This is a genomic window from Burkholderia sp. L-4, assembly GCF_056856535.1.
Genome location: NZ_JBXEOX010000001.1, coordinates 3,460,075 through 3,477,438, shown reverse-complemented (window position 1 = coordinate 3,477,438; position 17,364 = coordinate 3,460,075). Strand labels below are relative to the sequence as shown.

Below are 17,364 nucleotides of genomic sequence, written 5' to 3'. Positions count from 1 at the left end.
ACCGGACGCTCGTCTTTCGGTCCGGCTGGCGGCACAATGCGGGACATGACAGACGCCACTTCCGCTCCCGCTTCTCCCGCCAGCCCGCCGTTCGCCGGCCTCACGCCCGAGTGCGTGCTCGACGCGCTCGACAGCGTGCTGATACCGGCCGGCCTGCGCACCGACGGGCGCCTGCTCGCCCTCAACAGCTACGAAAACCGCGTCTACCAGGTCGGCATCGAAGACGGCCCGCCGGTCGTCGCGAAGTTCTATCGCCCGGCACGCTGGTCGGACGACGCGATTCTCGAAGAGCATGCGTTCGTCGCCGAACTCGCCGCGCGCGAGATTCCGGCGGTGCCCGCGCGCACATTCGACGGCCGCACGCTGCACGCGTTCGACGGCTTCCGCTTCTCGATTTTCGAGCGGCGCGGCGGGCGCGCCCCCGATCTCGACCGCAGCGACACGCTGGAATGGCTCGGCCGCTTCATCGGCCGGATTCACGCGGTCGGCGCGACCGAGCCGTATGTCGCGCGTCCCGTGCTCGACATCCATACGTTCGGCTACGAGCCGCGCGACTACCTGCTCGCGCACGATTTCATTCCGGATGACGTACGACCGGCCTACGAGACGGCCGTCGCGCTCGCGCTCGAGGGCGTCGAGGCCGCGTTCGAACGCGCGGGCGACATCCGCCTGCTGCGCACGCACGGCGACTGCCATCCGAGCAACGTGTTGTGGACCGATGCCGGCCCGCATTTCGTCGACTTCGACGACAGCCGGATGGCGCCGGCGGTCCAGGATCTGTGGCTGCTGCTGCCGGGCGATCGCGAAGGCGCGTCGCGCGCGCTCGCGGACCTGCTCGCCGGTTACGAGGATTTCTGCGAATTCGAGCCGCGCGAGCTGCATCTGGTCGAAGCGCTGCGCACGCTGCGGCTGATCCACTACGCGGCATGGCTTGCGCGGCGCTGGGACGATCCCGCGTTTCCGGCCGCCTTCCCGTGGTTCAACACGCACCGTTACTGGGAAGCGCGCGTGCTCGAGTTGCGCGAGCAGATCGGCGCGATGCAGGAAGGGCCGCTCTGGCCCGTGTGACGGCACGCGCGGCATCCCCGCCGCGCGGCAGGCTGGCGAGGGCCGCGGCGCGATGCGGGCGGCCCGTCCGATACGGCTGCCTCAGAGCTTCAGCATCAGCTTGATCAGCGCGGCGAAGCGCTTGCCGTACGGCGGCGCAAGCAGGTTGCGCGTGTTCAGGCGCGCCTGCGTGAGCACGGGCTTCATCTTCGAGAACGTCACGAAACCGTCGTAGCCGTGGTATGCGCCCATGCCGCTCGCGCCGACACCGCCGAACGGCAAGCTGCCGCACGCGATGTGCATCAGCGCTTCGTTGATCGTCACGCCGCCCGAGATCGTTTCGCGCATCACGCGGTCGATCGTGCCGCCATCCTCGTCGAACAGGTAGAGCGCGAGCGGACGCGGGCGGGCGTTCACGTACGCGATCGCCTCGTCGAGCCGCTCGTACGGCACGAGCGGCAGCAGCGGCCCGAAGATTTCCTCCTGCATCAACTGCGACGCGGCCGGCACTTGCGTGACCGCGCACGGCACGAAGCGGCGCGAAGCGGGATCGGAGGGCGCGTCGGACAGCGGATGCAGCTGCGCGCCGGCGGCCTGCGCGTCGCTCGCGAGTTGCTGCAGGCGCGCGTAGTGACGCGGCGACACGATCGTCGTGTAGTCGCCGTTCGTCGCCAGGTTCGGATACAGCTTCGCGAAGCGTGCCCGTGCGCGCTCGATGAACGCGGCTTCCATCCCGCGCGGCAGCAGCACGTAGTCGGGCGCGATGCAGGTCTGGCCCGCATTCAGCGACTTGCCGGCGACGATCGCGTCGACGGCCGCGTCGAAGCGCGCGTTCGGGCCGACGATGGCCGGCGACTTGCCGCCGAGCTCAAGCGTGACGGGCGTCAGGTTGTCGGCGGCCGCACGCATCACGTGGCGGCCGACATGCGTCGAACCGGTAAACAGCAGGTGATCGAACGGCAGCGCGCTGAACGCGGCGCCGACCTCCGCGTCGCCGTTCACGACCGCGACGTGGTCGCGCGTGAAGGTCTTGCCGATGAGTTGCTCGAACAGGGCCGACGTGCGCGGCGTCAGTTCCGACATCTTGATGATTGCGCGGTTGCCGGCCGCGAGCGCGCAGATCAGCGGCCCGGCCGCGAGCAGCACCGGATAGTTCCACGGCACGACGATGCCGACCACGCCGAGCGGCTGCGGAATCACCTTCGCGCGCGCTGGCCGCAGCCACTTGTTCATCGGCTTGCGGATCGGCTTCATCCAGCGCTTGCCGTGCTTCAGCGCGTCGTCGATCTCTTCCTTCGCCATCCAGATTTCCGACAGCAGCACTTCCTGCTTCGCGCGATGGCCGAAATCGGCGCTGATCGCCTCGGCGAGTGCGTCCGCATGGTCGATCAGCATCGTGCGCAGCGCGCGCAGGTGCTGCATGCGCGTCTCCCATGCCGGATACGGTGCGCGCAGGTACGCCGCGCGCTGGTCGCGCAGCAGCGCCGTCAGCGCGTCGACCGACGGCAGTGCTTGCGGGGCCAGTTCGGGCAGGTCGTTCTTCATGTCGTCTCCTCCAGTTGGACCGGGCGGGCCGGCCGGCCGTCACGCCGCACGCTCGGCGAGCGCGGCGGCGCGGATCGGGTGATGCGTGTCGCGCGGCGCGGGGCCGGATGCGACGTGTACTCGAAAACCGGTTGCATCCCGCGGCGGGCGTCGCATCCGCGCGACGGTGTCCGCCGTCGACACGCGTGTCGCACGGCACGCGTGCGCGCCCCGAGGCGGTGACGAGCGGTCGTGCGATGCTGCCGCGCGATCGCATGCCGGCGCACCGAAGCAGCGCCGGGCGACGTGTCTGCCGATCCGTATCGCGATGCATCGTGCGGCTGCGGCGATACGTTATCCAAACGGTCGGCGACGACCCGTGCCGTTCGATTTCGATCGACCGCGCGCATGATGCCGAGCGTCGCCGCGGGGGCGGCCGTTTGAAATGAAATGCGGGCCGCGCGCGTGACATCCGGACCACCCGGTCGGCACACGGCCTGCAGAATCCGGCGCTGCATCGTCGTCCCTCCCGTTTCGCGACGGACCGGCTTCTCGTGGCCGGCGTATCGCGCGAAGCGAATCGATACATCTTAAATTTAGTTCACGCGGGCGTTTAGAGGAATCGCTCTTGAATCCGCGCGCCGTGCATGCGACGGCCGTTCCTACAATGCCCGAACATTACAAGAGGAGACGCGGTCGCGCGGCGGTGCCGGGCGCCCTCCATGACACGACGGAGACGTGACATGCAATACGACTACATCATCGTCGGCGGCGGTTCGGGCGGGTCGAGCCTGGCCGGCCGTCTCGCCGATGCCTGCCCCGATGCGACGATCGCGCTGATCGAGGCCGGCTCGCATACGGAGCGCAACCTGCTCGTCAACATGCCGGTCGGCATCGCGGCGCTGGTGCCGTTCAAGCTCGGCACGAACTACGGCTACGAGACGGTGCCGCAGCCGGGCCTCGGCGGGCGGCGCGGCTACCAGCCGCGCGGGCGCGGGATGGGCGGCTCGAGCGCGATCAACGCGATGATCTACACGCGCGGCCATCCGGGCGACTACGACGAGTGGGCGCAGCTCGGCGCGACGGGCTGGGGCTGGCAGGACGTGCTGCCGTATTTCCGCCGCGCGGAAGGCAACGAACGCGGCGCCGATGCATGGCACGGCGCGGACGGCCCGCTGACGGTGTCGGATCTGCGCTTTCGCAATCCGTTCTCCGAACGATTCATCCAGGCCGCGCACGCGGCCGGCTATCCGCTGAACGACGACTTCAACGGCGCGACGCAGGAAGGCGTCGGCTTCTACCAGGTCACGCACCGCGACGGCTCGCGCTGTAGCGTGGCGCGCGCGTACATCTACGGCCGCAACCGGCCGAACCTGCACGTGATCACCGATGCGACGGTGCTGCGCGTCGGCTTCGACGGCAAGCGCGCGGTCGGTGTCGCGGTATCGCGCAACGGCCGCGTCGAGACGCTCGGCGCGCGCGCGGAGGTGATCCTGTCGGCCGGCGCGTTCAATTCGCCGCAGCTGCTGATGTGTTCGGGGATCGGCCCGGCCGAGCAACTGCGCCGGCACGGCATCGCGGTCGTGCAGGATGCGCCGGACGTCGGCACGAACCTGATCGACCACATCGACTTCATCATCAACACGCGCGTGAATTCGTCGGAGCTGGTCGGCGTGTGCGTGCGCGGGATCGCGAAGATGACGCCCGCGCTCGCGCGCTATTTCTCGAGCCGCACGGGGATGATGACGAGCAACGTCGCGGAGGCCGGCGGTTTCATCAAGAGCGATCCGTCGCTCGAGCGTCCCGACCTGCAGCTGCATTTCTGCACGGCGCTCGTCGACGACCACAACCGCAAGATGCACTGGGGGTTCGGCTATTCGCTGCACGTGTGCGCGCTGCGGCCGTTCAGCCGCGGCACGGTCGCGCTCGCGAGCGGCGATGCGCGCGACGCGCCGCTGATCGATCCGCGCTTCTTCAGCGATTCACGCGATCTCGACCTGCTCGTGCGCGGCACGCAGGCGATGCGCCGCATCCTGTCGCAGGCGCCGCTCGCGTCGCAGGGCGGGCGCGAGCTGTACACGCGGGCGGACCAGAGCGAGGCCGAGCTGCGCGCGACGATCGTCGCGCATGCCGACACGATCTACCACCCGGTCGGCACGTGCCGGATGGGCTCGGATGCGCGTGCGGTCGTCGATCCGCAGTTGCGCGTGCGCGGCGTCGAAGGGCTGCGGGTGGTCGATGCGTCGGTGATGCCGACACTGGTCGGCGGGAACACGAATGCGCCGTCGGTGATGATCGGCGAGCGCGCGGCGGACTTCATCGTCGCGGCGCGCAAGGGCGGGGTACCGCGCGGCGAGGCGGCTGCCGCGGTGCACGGCCGCTGAGCGCGGCGCGCGCACGGCAGCGGCCATGCTCAGGCAAACGTATCGACGAGGCCGGCGCGGCTCACGCTCGCGGCGGCCGGTGCGGATTGCGCAACGTCGGCCGGTGCATCGACGGCTGACGGTTCGCCGTTTCCGCGCCGCGACGACTGGCCGCCGGAGAAGGTCTGTTGCGGGTTCTGCTGCGGGGAAGCGAAGCCGCCGTCGCTGACGGTCGTGCTGCCGAGCCCGAGCCCGCCCGCTTCCATCGCCTCGCGCAGCTTCGGCAGCGCGGCTTCGACGGCTTCGCGCACCTGTGCGTGCTGCGACACGAACAGCGCGTGCGCATGGTTGTCCGCGACGCGCAGCACGACCTGCAGCGGCCCGAGATCGGGCGGGTTGAGCGTCAGCTCGGCGCTCTGCTGGTGCGCATTCGACAGGAACACGACCTTCTGGCTCAGGGCGTCCGTCCAGTCGGCGCTGCCGACGTGCGGCGCGAGTACGTGCGCGTTGGCGGAGGCGATCGCACCGGCGGCCGGCGACAGCTGCAGGTTCGCCTGCGCGGCGGCCGCGGCCGTTGCGCCGGCCGCGAGCGTCGCGCTGGCGGCCGGATCGGTCGCGTCGCCGGCGGCCGCGAGGGCATGCTGCGCGCCGGACTGCGCGTTCGCTTCGGCCTGCAGCGCCTGCGGCGTGGCCTGGGCCGGCGCCTGCTGGGTGGCGAGCGCGCCTTTCGCATCGGCGAGCGTACGGTCGAACGTCGGCACCTTCGGCGTCAGCGGCGCGGCGGCGCTCGACGCGGTAGCCGCCGGCGCCGAGGTCGTTGCCGCTGCGGACGTGCCGGTTGCCGGCAGCGCGATCGCGCCCGCACCGCCCGTCAGCTTGGCGAGCGCGGCTTGCAGCGCGTCGCGGCTCGACGCCGGTTCGAGCGGCTGGGCAGCCGTATCCCGGGTTGCATGATCGGCCAGCGTCGCCGTGGCGTCGGGCTGGCCGGACACGGCCGTTTTTTGCGTCGTGTCGGCGACAGCGGCAGCGGCGGCGGTGCCAGCCGCATCGGCCGGCGTCGTCGCGTTGTCCGTGCGCGCCTGCAGTTGCGCCTGCACGGCCGCCGCTGCCGCGAGCGCGGCGGCGTCCGGACTGGTCGTCGCGTTCGCGGCGTCGGTCGACTTGTCGTCGTCGTCCGTGCCCGACGGCTTCGTGCCGGCGGCCGGCTTCGACGCGGCCTGCGTCGTCGACGCATCGGGCGCGGCGGTACTCGACGCGTCGCGACGCGTGACGACGCTTTGCTTCAGCGTCTGCGCGAACGGCACGGCGGTCGCGGTCGCCGATGCATCGTTGCCGGCGGCGGACGAACCCGCGCCGCGGGCGGCCTTGAGTGCGGCGCCGGCGGTATCGAGCAGCGCGCCGAGCAGGGGCAGGGGAGGCATGTCGGTTCTCTCGTTCGAATGCGGTGGTCGGTTACGACGAGCGGGCCGCGTCGGCCCGCATGCGCAGGATCTTCGCGGCGTGTTCGTCGGCGTCGCGCTGTTCGCGCCGGGCCTCGCGCGTCGCTGCCTGCGCGACGCCGCGCGCCTGCAGGATTTCATACGAGCCGACGGTGCGTTTCTTTTGTTGCCAGTTCGGGCGCGCTTCGTCGATGCGGACTTCGGCGGCGGCCAGCACGTTGCGCTGCTGCGCGATCGCCGCGTCGAGCGTGTCGATGAACGCCTGGAAATTGCGCCAGTTGCCGGCCGGCATCCCGTGTTGCGCGGACTGCGCGAAGCGTGCGTGATATTCGTCGCGGTAGCGCAGCAGCGCGTCGAGCTGTTCGGCGGCCGCGGTGCGGTCGCGCTGCGCGGTGCCGAGCTGCTTCGCGGCCGAGTCGAGGTCGTCCTGCGCACGGTCGAGCAGCAGTTGAAGGGGAAAGCCGTGAGCCATCGGGATCAGCCTCCGTAAGCGTCGAACAGCGCATCGAGCGCGGCGAGGCTCGGTGCGAACGGCGCGCATTCGCGAAAGCCCTGCTGCAGGAATGCCTCGATGCGCGGATAGAGCGCGATCGCGCGGTCGAGCTGCGCGTCGCGGCCGGGTGCGTAAGCGCCGACCGCGATCAGGTCGCGATTGCGCTGATAGCGCGACAGCATCTGCTTGAACTGCCGTACATGATCGAGATGGCCTTCGTCGATCAGCGCCGTCATCGCGCGGCTGATCGACGCCTCGATGTCGATCGCCGGATAGTGGCCGGCCTCGGCGAGCGCGCGCGACAGCACGATGTGGCCGTCGAGGATCGCGCGCGCCGAATCGGCGATCGGATCCTGCTGGTCGTCGCCTTCGGTCAGCACCGTGTAGAACGCGGTGATCGAGCCGCCGCCCTCGGGCCCGTTGCCGGTGCGCTCGACGAGCGCGGGCAGCTTCGCGAACACCGACGGCGGATAACCCTTGGTCGCGGGCGGCTCGCCGATCGCCAGCGCGATCTCGCGCTGCGCCATCGCGTAGCGCGTCAGCGAATCCATCAGCAGCAGCACGTGCTTGCCCTGGTCGCGGAAATACTCGGCGAGCGAGGTCGCGTACGCGGCGCCCTGCATCCGCAGCAGCGGCGACACGTCGGCCGGCGCGGCGACGACGACCGAGCGCGCGAGCCCGTCCTCGCCGAGGATCTGTTCGATGAATTCCTTCACTTCGCGGCCGCGTTCGCCGATCAGCCCGATCACGATCACTTCGGCGCTCGTGTAGCGTGCCATCGTGCCGAGCAGTACCGACTTGCCGACGCCCGAGCCCGCGAACAGGCCCATCCGCTGGCCGCGGCCGACGGTGAGCAGCGCGTTGATCGCGCGCACGCCGACGTCGAGCACGTGGTGGATCGGCTCTCGATCGAGCGGGTTGATCGACGGCGCCGACAGCGGCGCATCGACTTTCGCGGTGAGCGGGCCGAGGCCGTCGAGCGGGCGGCCCGACGCGTCGACGACGCGCCCGAGCATCTCCCAGCCGACCGGCAGCCGCTTCGCGCCCGCGAGCGGATCGGCGACGGGCGCGGCCTCCCTCGGCCACACGCGCGCGCCGGGCAGGACGCCGGCGACGTCGGTGGTCGGCATCAGGAACAGACGGTCGCCGGCGAAGCCGACGACTTCGGCTTCCGCATGCGGCAGCGTGCTGCCGGGCGGCAGTTCGATCGTGCATTCGGCGCCGACCGACAGGCGCAGCCCGATCGCCTCGAGCACGAGGCCGGCCGCGCGCGTGAGGCGCCCGCAGGGCCGCAGCGGCAGCGCGCGGTGGCTGCGCGCGGCGAGCCCGTTCAGATGCGTGCGCCAGTGCGCGAGATGCGGATTGTGCGGCGCGCGCGGTGCGGCCGCGGCGGTGTCGGCGCCCGCGTGGGGCGCGGCGGGGCGGGTGGCGTCGGGCGCGGCGGCCGGCCCGAACGACGCGAGCGCGAGCTCGCGCTCGAGCGGCGTCATGCCGTCGTGCGCGAGCGCCTCGGGCGGCCGCGTTACCACGTGCTCACCTTGCCGATCGCGGCGGCGACGCGCTGCCAGCGGGTGGGCAGCGTCGCGTCGACCTCGCCGGTCGCGGCGTGCGCGCGGCAGCCGCCGCGCTCGATCGACGCGTCGGTGCGCACGGTCCAGCCGAGCGTATCGAGATCGTCCTGCAGATAGGCTTCGACGACGGGCAGGTCGGCCGGATTCACCGCGAGATGCGGCGCGCCGGACAGCGCGGGTTCGGCCGCGAGCACGTCGCGCACGGCCGCGACCAGCGCGGCCGGGTCATGCTTCACGTGCTGGCGCACGACCTGCTGCGCGATGTCGAGCGCGAGCTGCGCGATGTCGGACGCGAGATCGTGCTCGATGTTCGACACGGCCTCGCGGAACGATGCGGCAAGCGCCGCCAGCTGCGCGGCCTGTTCGCGCGCGTCGGCCTGGCCGGCCTCGAAACCCTGTTCGCGGCCCTGCTCGAAACCGGCCTGATAGCCGAGCGCCTGGCCTTCGACGTGGCCGGCGGCATGGCCTTCGGCGTGCGCGGCGTCGCGCACGCGCTGCAGGTCCTTGGCGAGCGCGGCGGCAGCGGCCGCCGCGTCGTCGGGCGGCGGCGGGGGCGGCGGCGGGTCGAACGACGCCATCTCCCACCGCTGGTACGCGGTGAGGGTGCCCACGCGATCGCTCGCCGAATCAGACATACGCGTCTTCCGCCTTGCCGCCGATCACGATCTGGCCGCTCTCGGCGAGATTGCGCACGATCTGCAGGATGCGGCGCTGCTGCGTCTCCACTTCGGACACGCGCACCGGGCCGCGCGCGTCGAGATCCTCGGCGAGCAGTTCGGCCGCGCGCTGCGACATGTTCGCGAGGAACTTCTGGCGCAGGGCGGGCGGCGCGCCCTTCAGCGCGATGATCAGCGTTTCCGACTCGACTTCCTTGAGCACCATCTGGATCGCGCGATCCTCGAGGTCGAGCAGGTTCTCGAACACGAACATCTGGTCGACGATCTTCTGCGCGAGATCGGCGTCGTACTGGCGCACGCTTTCGAGCACGCCTTCCTCGTGCACGCTCGTCATGAAGTTCAGGATCTCGGCCGCGGTGCGGATGCCGCCCATCGGGCTGCGCTTCAGGTTGTCGCTGCCGGACAGCAGGCCCGTCAGCACGTCGTCGAGTTCGCGCAGCGCGGCCGGCTGGATGCCGTCGAGCGTCGCGATCCGCAGCAGCACGTCGTTACGCAGCCGCTCGGTGAAGCACGATGCGATCTCCGATGCCTGGTCGCGGTCGAGGTGCACGAGGATCGTCGCGATGATCTGCGGATGCTCGTTCTTGATCAGTTCGGCCACGGCGCCCGAGTCCATCCACTTCAGGCCCTCGATGCCGCTCGTGTCGCTGCCCTGCAGGATGCGGTCGATCAGCACGCCGGCCTTGTCCTCGCCGAGCGCCTTCGTCAGCACCGAGCGGATGTAGTCGCTCGAATCGAGCGACAGCGCGGTGTGCTGCTCGGCTTCCTTCGCGAACTCCTGCAGCACGTCCTCGACCTGCTCGCGCGTGACGTTCTTCAGCGCGGCCATCGCGGCGCCGATCTTCTGGACCTCGCGCGGCGCGAGGAACTTGAATACCTGCGCGGCCTCTTCCTCGCCGATCGACATCAGCAGCAGTGCGCTCTTGGTCAAGCCTTCAGCGTTCATCGGACACCCAGTTCTTCACGACGGTGGCGACGATCTTCGGATCCTGGCGGGCGATCGTGCGCGCGTAGTCGAGGTTGCGTTCGTAGCGGTTCTTCTCGGTTTCGAAGCCGAGCAGCATCGTGTCGGGCTCCTCCGTCTTGGCCGGCGCGGGCAGGCCGTCGAGCGCGACCGGATCCTCCGGCGCCGCGAGCGCCGGCGCGGCCGGCTCGGGCGGCGGGAACGCGCGGCGCATCGCCGGGCGCACGAACATGAAGTAGAGCGCCGCCGCGGCCACCGCGATGCCGAGCCACTTCGCGGCTTCCTTCGCCATCGCGATCATGTCGGGCTGGCGCCACCACGGCAGGTCGGCGTACGGGTCGCTCGCGGTCGAGAACGCGCTGTTCACGACGTTCACCGAGTCGCCGCGCTTCTCGTCGTAGCCCATCGCGTCCTTCACGAGCTGCTCGACCTGCGCGAGCTTCGCGGGCGGCAGCGGCTGCATCGTCACGTGGCCCTTCGCGTCGGCGACCGGCTGGTAGTTGACGACGACCGCGACCGACAGCCGCTTCACGCTGCCCATCGGCTGTTCGAGGTGACGGATCGTCTTGTCGAGTTCGTAGTTGGTCGTCTGGTCCTTGCGGTCGCTGACCGGCGTCGTCTGCGGCGCGTTCTGGCCGTTGCCGGCGACCACCGGCGCGGACGCCGGCTGCGGCGGCGTGTTCGACAGCGCGCCCGGCACGCCGGAGGCGCCGCCCTGCGCGAGTTCGGTCGAGCTGCTGGTCTGCTGGCTGCGGATCGCCGATTGCTGCGGATTGCCGTTCGGGCCGTAGCTTTCGGACGTCTGCTCGACCTTCGAGAAATCGAGGTCCGCGCTGACCTGCGAGCGCGCGTTGCCGGCGCCGAAGATCGGCGCGAGGATCGCGTCGATGCGCTTCTGCGTGTTGCGCTCGACCTGCTGCACGTACTTGAGCTGGCTCGCGTCGAGGCCGGAGGCGGACGCGGTCTGGGTCAGCAGGTTGCCGTCCTGGTCGACGATCGTCACGTTCTTCGCGGGCATGTCGGGCACGCCGGACGACACCATCCGCGTGATCGCCTGGACCTGTCCCTCGTCGAGCACGCGGCCCGGGTAGAGGTCGACGAACACGGACGCGCTCGGCGCTTCCTTGTCGCGCACGAAGACCGACGGCTTCGGGATCGCGAGATGCACGCGCGCGCTGCGCACGGCGTTGATCGATTCGATGGTGCGCTGCAGCTCGCCTTCGAGCGCGCGCTGGTAATTGATCTGCTCGGCGAACTGGCTGATGCCGAATTTCTGGTTGTCCATCAGCTCGAAGCCGACCGAGCCGCCCTTCGGCAGGCCCATCGCGGCGAGCTTCAGGCGCGTTTCGTGCACCTGGTTCGACGGCACGAGGATCGCGCCGCCGGCGTCGGCGAACTTGTAGGGAACGTTTGCCTGCTGGAGCGCGGCAATGATCGCGCCGCCGTCGCGGTCCGACAGGTTGCTGTACAGCACGCGGTAGTCGGGCGCGCGGCTCCACAGCACGAGCGCGGTGATCGCGGCGATCGCGAACGCGACGGCGATCAGGAACGGCAGCTTCGGGTTGCCCTTCATCCGCGAGATGCCGGGAATGCGTTCCGCGAAGCCGCCCAGCCCGAAGTCAGCGCCGGCGACGCCCGCGCCCGGCAGCGCGGCGGCCGCGGCGGCGCCGGGCGCCGGGCTGGCGAGGCCCGCGCGGGCGTCGGGGTTGATCAGCGAGTTGGCCTGCGAATCCATGCGTCGAGTTTCTCCGGAGCGGGACCACTGAGCCCGCTCGGACGAGCGGGCGGACAATGACACGATGCGATTATCGGCATCCGACGCGCACTCCGATCGACCGAAAAGAGCGGGGTTTCCCCCGTACTTTCTCGGCTTTGACAGGCGGCGCGCTGCTATCCTTTTTTGCGATCCGGCATGGTGCGCGTGGTGCGGCGCCGGCGGAACGCCCGGTGCGTCCGGGTCTCTTCTCTAAGTCTGGGGACAGCATGACTGCGAACGTCAGCGGAATCGGTTCGGTGTTGCAACAGATGCAGTCGATGGCCGCGCAGGCGTCCGGCGGCGTCGCGAGCCCGACGGCGGCGCTTGCCGGCTCGGGCGCGGCGACGGCCAGCACGTTCGCGAGCGCGATGAAGGCGTCGCTCGACAAGATCAGCGGCGACCAGCAGCACGCGCTCGGCGAGGCGAAGGCGTTCGAGGTCGGCGCGCCGAACGTATCGCTGAACGACGTGATGGTCGACATGCAGAAAGCCAACATCGGCTTCCAGTTCGGGCTCCAGGTCCGCAACAAGCTCGTGAGCGCCTACAACGACATCATGCAGATGTCGGTGTGACGGGCGTGCCGGGCGGGGCCGGCGGGCCGGCTTCCCGAGTCGGCGGCCGCCGCTTGCGCCTAAAGGTTTTCAAATCCCTTCCGATAACTCCGGAGAAGGCCGCGCCGTGCGATGCACGGCGGCGGCGACCGTATAGCCAAGGCAAGACAAGGAGAAGCGCATGTTTTCCCCAGGGCACGCTGGAGCCAGTGCATACGCGCGTGTCGGCGTCGAGACGGGGGTGATGGGCGCCTCCCCGCACCGGCTGATCGCGATGCTGTACCAGGGCGCGCGGCAAGCGATCGCGCTGGCGCGCATGCATTTGCAGCAGGGCAACGTGCCCGCGCGCGGCGACGCGATCGGCAAGGCGATCCGGATCGTCGAGAGCGGCCTGCAGGCGTCGTTGAACCACGACGCGGGCGGCGAGATCGCGGACCGGCTGGGCGCGCTGTATGCGTATATCGGCCGGCGCCTGCTCGACGCGAACGCGCAGGCGAGCGACGCGATGCTGGTCGAGGTCGACGGGCTGCTCGCGACGCTCGAGGAAGCTTGGACGGGCATCGCCCCGGAAGTCGCGCGGATGGCCGCGCAACAGGCAGCGGAAGCATCACGATGAATCACAAGGCCGAATACTTCGCACGTTACGAGGCGCTCGCCGCCGTGTCGGGGCGCATGCTGTGCGCCGCCCGCGGCGCCGACTGGAGCGCGTTGCCGGGGTTGCAGGCCGAATTCATGCAGCTTGTCGACGGGCTGAAGGAAGCCGATCCGGGCGTCGCGCTCGACGAATCGGATCTCGGCCGCAAGCTTGACCTGATCCGCCGCATCCTGGCCGACGACGCGGCGATCCGCGATCTCGCGAGCCCGGACGTCGCGCGGCTGTCCGCGCTGTTCGAGGCGCGGCGCTCGACCCAGGTATTGACCGATCTCTATCGCGCGCGCGGCTAGGGCCCGTCGACGGGAGAGGCCGGCGCGCCGTACCCGCGGATGGCACCGGCGTGCCGTGCCCGGATTCGCAACGAAGTGGCTGAGGTGAGCAGGCTCCGATCATGACCGGTATCGACTCCGTTGCGGCCGCGCTGCTGGCAAGCCGCCTCGACAGCCTGCTGACCGACACCGTATCGGCACCCGCCGGCGGCGGCGCGACCGCGCAGGTCGGCACGCCGGGCAGCGGTGCGCCGTCGTCGTCGCCGGCCGGCAGCCCGCCGGCCGCGCCGCCGGCCTCCACGCAGACCGCGCTGTCCGATGTCGGGCGCGTGCTCGACGCGATTTCACGCGCGGGCGGCGATGCGACGCCCGCGATTGCCGGCCGCACGCCGCTGCTGGCCGATCCCGCCGTGCTGCTGACCGATCCGGCCGTGCCGGCGCCCGTTGCCGCCGCCCCCGCGTCGGCTTCATCCGCGCCGGCTGCGCCGTCCCCGCCGGCCTCCGCGGCGGCATCGTCCGCCGCGGCCGCCCGTGAAGCGGCCGCGCCGCTGCCGGTCGCCGCGCTGCGCGCGGCGCTCGCGCAGGCCGTGAGCGAGAGCGGCCTCTTCTACGAATCCCATCTGGCGCAGTGGCTGGCCGGCCAGCGTCCGCTCGCGGCGCTGATGCGCGAGCCGCAGGCGCGCCTGACGGCCGCACTCGCGCCGGCCGATCCCGATGCGTTGCCGCCCGGCTCGACCGATGTGCTCGACGAGCTGCTGGCGCAGCGTCCGCCGCCGCCTGCGACCGCGCGGGCGGCCGCGCAGCCGGGTACGCCGGCGCAGGGCGGGGGCGCGGCCCGCGATCCCGCGCAGGCCCTGCCGACGGCCGCCCGGCAGGGCGCATCGTTGCCGCCCGATCCCGCCGATCCGCTGGGCACGCATGCCGACACGCGCTGGACACCGGCGCGGGCTGACCTCGCTGCCGCATCGTCCGATCCGCAGGCGCAGACGCTTGCGACCGTCCATCCGGCCACCGTGCCGATCGTCCGGCAGCAGCTCGATGCGCTCGCGACCGACCAGTTTCGCTGGACCGGCGAGGCCTGGCCGGGCGCGCGGCTCGACTGGACGATCGAGCCCGACGCGCCGGACAACCGCGGGCAGCGCGGCGGAGGGGACGACGCGGGCGACGGCATCGCCTGGCGCACGCGCCTCACGCTGACGCTGCCGTCGCTCGGCACGGTCGATGCGGAACTGGTGCTGAACGGCGCGCAGCTCGTCGCGCGGCTGCGCGCGAACCAGACGGGCGCCGAGCGTCTCACGCGAAACGAGGCCGCGCTGCGGCAGCGGCTCGAGGGGTCGGGGCTCAAGGTCGGCGGACTGTCGATCCGCGCGGTCGACGACGGGCCGGACGGCTTCGACCTGTTCGCGGCCCAGGCGGCCGCCGCCGCGTATGCGCGGGGAGCGGCCGGCGCCCCGCCGACGCAGGTGGCCGACGACGAGGCGCCGCGATGAGCATGACGTCCCGCAAGCGCGCGGCCGCGCTCGTCTACGACCCGAAAGGCGGCGACACGGCGCCGCGTGTGGTTGCGAAGGGTTATGGCCTGCTCGCCGAGATGATCGTCGCACGCGCGCGCGACGCGGGGCTGTACGTGCATACGGCGCCGGAGATGGTGTCGCTGCTGATGCAGGTCGATCTCGACGACCGGATTCCGCCGCAGCTCTACCAGGCCGTCGCCGATCTGCTGGCGTGGCTGTACGCGCTCGATCGCACCGAGGCCGCGCCGGACGACACCGCGCCGCGCTTTCCGCTGCCGCCGCTGCGCTGACGCGCCTGGCGTCGCGCGACTTTCTTACGAAATGCTGTCTGGTCGTGTCGCGCCAGTCCGACGGCATTTGCCGCATATCGATCGGCATTTCCGTGCAACGCGCACTCATCAGCCGAATCTCTCCAGGCATGATGGGCCGCCGCCGGCGACCGTGACGGATTGAGCCGGCGATCGATTTATGTAATGATATCCATTCTCATTTTCATGTTGCCCGGCCGACGCGCACGCACTGCGCGCCGGCCGTTGTTTTGAACGAATGGAACCTTTCGCGTGAACGCGCCCGAAACGATCGACCCGCCCAAGACGGGCATGCCGCGCGCCGGCGTCACCGTGCTGCACCCGGCGGGCCGCCCGCTCAGCGACGACGAACTGGCCGCGCGCCGCCAGCGCTCGCGGCGCGCCACCTTCATCAAGTGGCTGCGCAAGGTGCACGGCTGGGTCGGGCTGTGGGGCGCGGTGCTGGGGCTGCTGTTCGGCGTGACGGGCGTGCTGCTCAATCACCGCGCGCCGCCGCTGAAGATCCCGACCGGCGAGCCGCAAGTCGAGGAGATGCAGATCGCGCTGCCGGATCCGGTGCCGAAGACGCCCGCCGCGATGACGAAGTGGCTGCAGCAGGAGCTGCATTTCGACGGCAAGCCGGGCCGCATGCGCAAGGAGCCCGCGCAGGCCGTCGCGTGGGGCGACAAACGCGTGATGCAGCCCGAGCACTGGCAGTTCGGCGTGTTCGGCCCGCACCAGAACCTGCAGGCCGAATACTGGGTCGGCAACGGCTACGTATCGGTGAAGCGTACCGGCAATACGTTCCTGACGACGCTGAACAACCTGCATCGCGGCGTCGGGATGAACCTCGGCTGGGTGCTGCTGATGGATACGATCGCGGGCTCGCTGATCCTGCTGTCGCTGACCGGCGTGCTGTTGTGGACCGAGCTGAACAAGCGCCGCACGGTCGGCGTCGTGCTGGTGGTCGGTTCGGTCGCCGCGGCGCTGGCCGCCGGCCTGGCCTGATCGGGGTTCGCGCCGGGCGGTCGCCGGCGCGATCGTCGTTGGCCGCCGCGGCGGCTCAGAGCCCGCAGGCCGCGCCGCTGTTCGCCGCGATCTCGCGGGCGGCTTTCGCGCCTTCGACCTGCAGGATCGTCGGCAGCGACACGTGATTCTTCGCGGCCGTGACCTCGGCGAGGATCGAGATCGCGATTTCCGGCGGCGTCCTGCTGCCGATGTAGATGCCGGCCGGCCCGTGCAGCCGGCCCAGTTCCGCTTCGTTCAGGTCGAATTCGCGCAGCCGTTCGCGCCGCGCCGCATTGTTGCGCCGCGAGCCGAGCGCGCCCACGTAGAACGCGGGCGTCTTCAGCGCTTCCATCAGCGCGAGATCGTCGAGCTTCGGGTCGTGCGTCAGCGCGATCACGGCCGAACGCGCATCGAGCTTCATCTCGAGCACCGTATCGTCGGGCATCGTGCGCACGACGCGCGTGCCCGGCACGTCCCACGCATCCGTGTATTCCTCGCGCGGATCGCACACCGTTACCTGGTAGTCGAGCCCGACCGCGATCTGGCACAGATAGCGCGACAACTGGCCGGCGCCGATCACGAGCATCCGGTAGCGCGGCCCGTGGATCGTCACGAGCCGCTCGCCGTCGAACGCGAGCCCGTCGGTGGCCTGGGCAGGCGACAGCGACGCGCGGCCGGTCGCGAGCGTCATCGTGCGCGTGACGAGGCGGCCGGCCTCGACTTCCGCGCACAGCGCGGCAATCCCGCTGTCGCGCGTGAGCGGCTCGAGCACGAGCTGGATCGTGCCGCCGCACGGCAGCCCGAAGCGGTGCGCCTCCTCGGCCGTCACGCCGTACTTCAGCGCTTCCGGGCGCGCGTCGGCCGCGATGCCGCTCGCGTGCACGCGGGCGATCAGGTCGTCCTCGATGCAGCCGCCGGACACGGAGCCGACCACCAGGCCGTCCTCGCGCACCGCGAGCATCGCGCCTTCGGGGCGCGGCGACGAGCCCCACGTCTTCACGACCGTCACGAGCAGCACGCGGCGCCCTTCTTCGAGCCAGCGCGCGCTGGATTTCAGTACATCGAGATCGACACTTTCCATCGTGTTTTCCTGTTGCCGGACGGCCCTTTGCCCGGGACCGTCGTTCGATGGCGGGATTATGAACCGCGCGGCGCACGCGTGCAGGCGGCGTGGCGGCCCGTGCGGGCAAATCCGGAGAATCGGGCAAGAGATCGCGACGATCGGACAGCGATCGCGCGCGGGAAC

The 17,364-nt window shown here is 70.9% G+C and carries 16 protein-coding genes; 8 read left to right on the top strand and 8 right to left on the bottom strand.

Features of this window, described 5'->3' with window-relative positions; translation table 11 throughout:
* Nucleotides 1–36: 36 nt before the first annotated feature.
* Nucleotides 37–1,068 carry a serine/threonine protein kinase gene (locus tag AC1VVG_RS16180; RefSeq protein WP_034190264.1) on the top strand — a complete coding sequence of 344 codons (1,032 nt, stop codon included), beginning with the start codon at nucleotides 37–39 and terminating at the stop codon, nucleotides 1,066–1,068.
* An 81-nt stretch (nucleotides 1,069–1,149) separates the two neighbouring features.
* Here AC1VVG_RS16180 and AC1VVG_RS16175 read toward each other — a convergent pair whose 3' ends face one another.
* Nucleotides 1,150–2,592 carry a coniferyl aldehyde dehydrogenase gene (locus AC1VVG_RS16175; RefSeq protein ID WP_059561506.1) on the bottom strand — a complete coding sequence of 481 codons (1,443 nt, stop codon included), beginning with the start codon at nucleotides 2,590–2,592 and terminating at the stop codon, nucleotides 1,150–1,152.
* A gap of 722 nt (nucleotides 2,593–3,314) precedes the next feature.
* On the opposite strand from AC1VVG_RS16175, the gene AC1VVG_RS16170 reads away from it, so the two are divergent.
* On the top strand, nucleotides 3,315–4,955 hold the full coding sequence (locus AC1VVG_RS16170) for a GMC family oxidoreductase (RefSeq protein ID WP_034190267.1): 1,641 nt from the start codon (nucleotides 3,315–3,317) through the stop codon (nucleotides 4,953–4,955).
* A 29-nt stretch (nucleotides 4,956–4,984) separates the two neighbouring features.
* Here the strand turns inward: AC1VVG_RS16170 and AC1VVG_RS16165 are convergent, their stop codons facing one another.
* The 6 genes from AC1VVG_RS16165 to fliF are packed head-to-tail and all read right to left on the bottom strand — an operon-like array spanning nucleotide 4,985 to nucleotide 11,813.
* Nucleotides 4,985–6,355 (bottom strand): flagellar hook-length control protein FliK, encoded by a 1,371-nt coding sequence (locus AC1VVG_RS16165; protein WP_482835841.1) that lies wholly within the window; start codon nucleotides 6,353–6,355, stop codon nucleotides 4,985–4,987.
* A gap of 31 nt (nucleotides 6,356–6,386) precedes the next feature.
* Nucleotides 6,387–6,845: a flagellar export protein FliJ gene (gene fliJ, locus AC1VVG_RS16160; protein ID WP_034190269.1), complete on the bottom strand. Its 459-nt coding sequence runs from the start codon at nucleotides 6,843–6,845 to the stop codon at nucleotides 6,387–6,389.
* Nucleotides 6,846–6,850: 5 nt separating this feature from the next.
* Entirely contained in the window at nucleotides 6,851–8,356 is a 1,506-nt protein-coding gene (gene fliI / locus AC1VVG_RS16155) for a flagellar protein export ATPase FliI (protein WP_482835905.1), read from the bottom strand.
* 32 nt (nucleotides 8,357–8,388) lie between these two features.
* Nucleotides 8,389–9,072, bottom strand: coding sequence for a flagellar assembly protein FliH (gene fliH / locus AC1VVG_RS16150; protein WP_034190271.1), 684 nt, complete (start codon nucleotides 9,070–9,072; stop codon nucleotides 8,389–8,391).
* Entirely contained in the window at nucleotides 9,065–10,060 is a 996-nt protein-coding gene (gene fliG, locus AC1VVG_RS16145) for a flagellar motor switch protein FliG (RefSeq protein WP_034190272.1), read from the bottom strand. Before fliG ends, fliH begins: the two co-directional genes overlap by 8 nt.
* On the bottom strand, nucleotides 10,050–11,813 hold the full coding sequence (gene fliF, locus AC1VVG_RS16140; protein WP_124609225.1) for a flagellar basal-body MS-ring/collar protein FliF: 1,764 nt from the start codon (nucleotides 11,811–11,813) through the stop codon (nucleotides 10,050–10,052). The genes fliG and fliF overlap by 11 nt, the downstream gene beginning before the upstream one ends.
* Before the next feature lie 248 nt (nucleotides 11,814–12,061).
* On the opposite strand from fliF, the gene fliE reads away from it, so the two are divergent.
* The 6 genes from fliE (at nucleotide 12,062) to AC1VVG_RS16110 (ending at nucleotide 16,118) form a co-directional block, all read left to right on the top strand.
* A complete protein-coding gene (gene fliE / locus AC1VVG_RS16135; protein WP_034190274.1) occupies nucleotides 12,062–12,406 on the top strand; it encodes a flagellar hook-basal body complex protein FliE in 345 nt (114 codons plus the stop codon).
* Nucleotides 12,407–12,566: 160 nt separating this feature from the next.
* Nucleotides 12,567–13,001 (top strand): flagellar export chaperone FliS, encoded by a 435-nt coding sequence (gene fliS, locus AC1VVG_RS16130; protein WP_034190275.1) that lies wholly within the window; start codon nucleotides 12,567–12,569, stop codon nucleotides 12,999–13,001.
* On the top strand, nucleotides 12,998–13,330 hold the full coding sequence (locus AC1VVG_RS16125) for a flagellar protein FliT (RefSeq protein ID WP_006486993.1): 333 nt from the start codon (nucleotides 12,998–13,000) through the stop codon (nucleotides 13,328–13,330). Before fliS ends, AC1VVG_RS16125 begins: the two co-directional genes overlap by 4 nt.
* 101 nt (nucleotides 13,331–13,431) lie before the next feature.
* Nucleotides 13,432–14,799, top strand: a complete 1,368-nt coding sequence (gene fliK, locus AC1VVG_RS16120; RefSeq protein WP_473376209.1) for a flagellar hook-length control protein FliK — start codon at nucleotides 13,432–13,434, stop codon at nucleotides 14,797–14,799.
* Nucleotides 14,796–15,113, top strand: a complete 318-nt coding sequence (locus tag AC1VVG_RS16115) for an EscU/YscU/HrcU family type III secretion system export apparatus switch protein (RefSeq protein ID WP_200086571.1) — start codon at nucleotides 14,796–14,798, stop codon at nucleotides 15,111–15,113. Before fliK ends, AC1VVG_RS16115 begins: the two co-directional genes overlap by 4 nt.
* 270 nt (nucleotides 15,114–15,383) lie before the next feature.
* Nucleotides 15,384–16,118 carry a PepSY-associated TM helix domain-containing protein gene (locus AC1VVG_RS16110; RefSeq protein ID WP_034190278.1) on the top strand — a complete coding sequence of 245 codons (735 nt, stop codon included), beginning with the start codon at nucleotides 15,384–15,386 and terminating at the stop codon, nucleotides 16,116–16,118.
* A gap of 55 nt (nucleotides 16,119–16,173) precedes the next feature.
* On the opposite strand, the gene AC1VVG_RS16105 is transcribed toward AC1VVG_RS16110, so the two are convergent.
* Complete coding sequence (locus AC1VVG_RS16105; RefSeq protein WP_059561519.1) at nucleotides 16,174–17,199, bottom strand: XdhC family protein; 1,026 nt, start codon at nucleotides 17,197–17,199, stop codon at nucleotides 16,174–16,176.
* Between the last annotated feature and the right edge of the window lie 165 nt (nucleotides 17,200–17,364).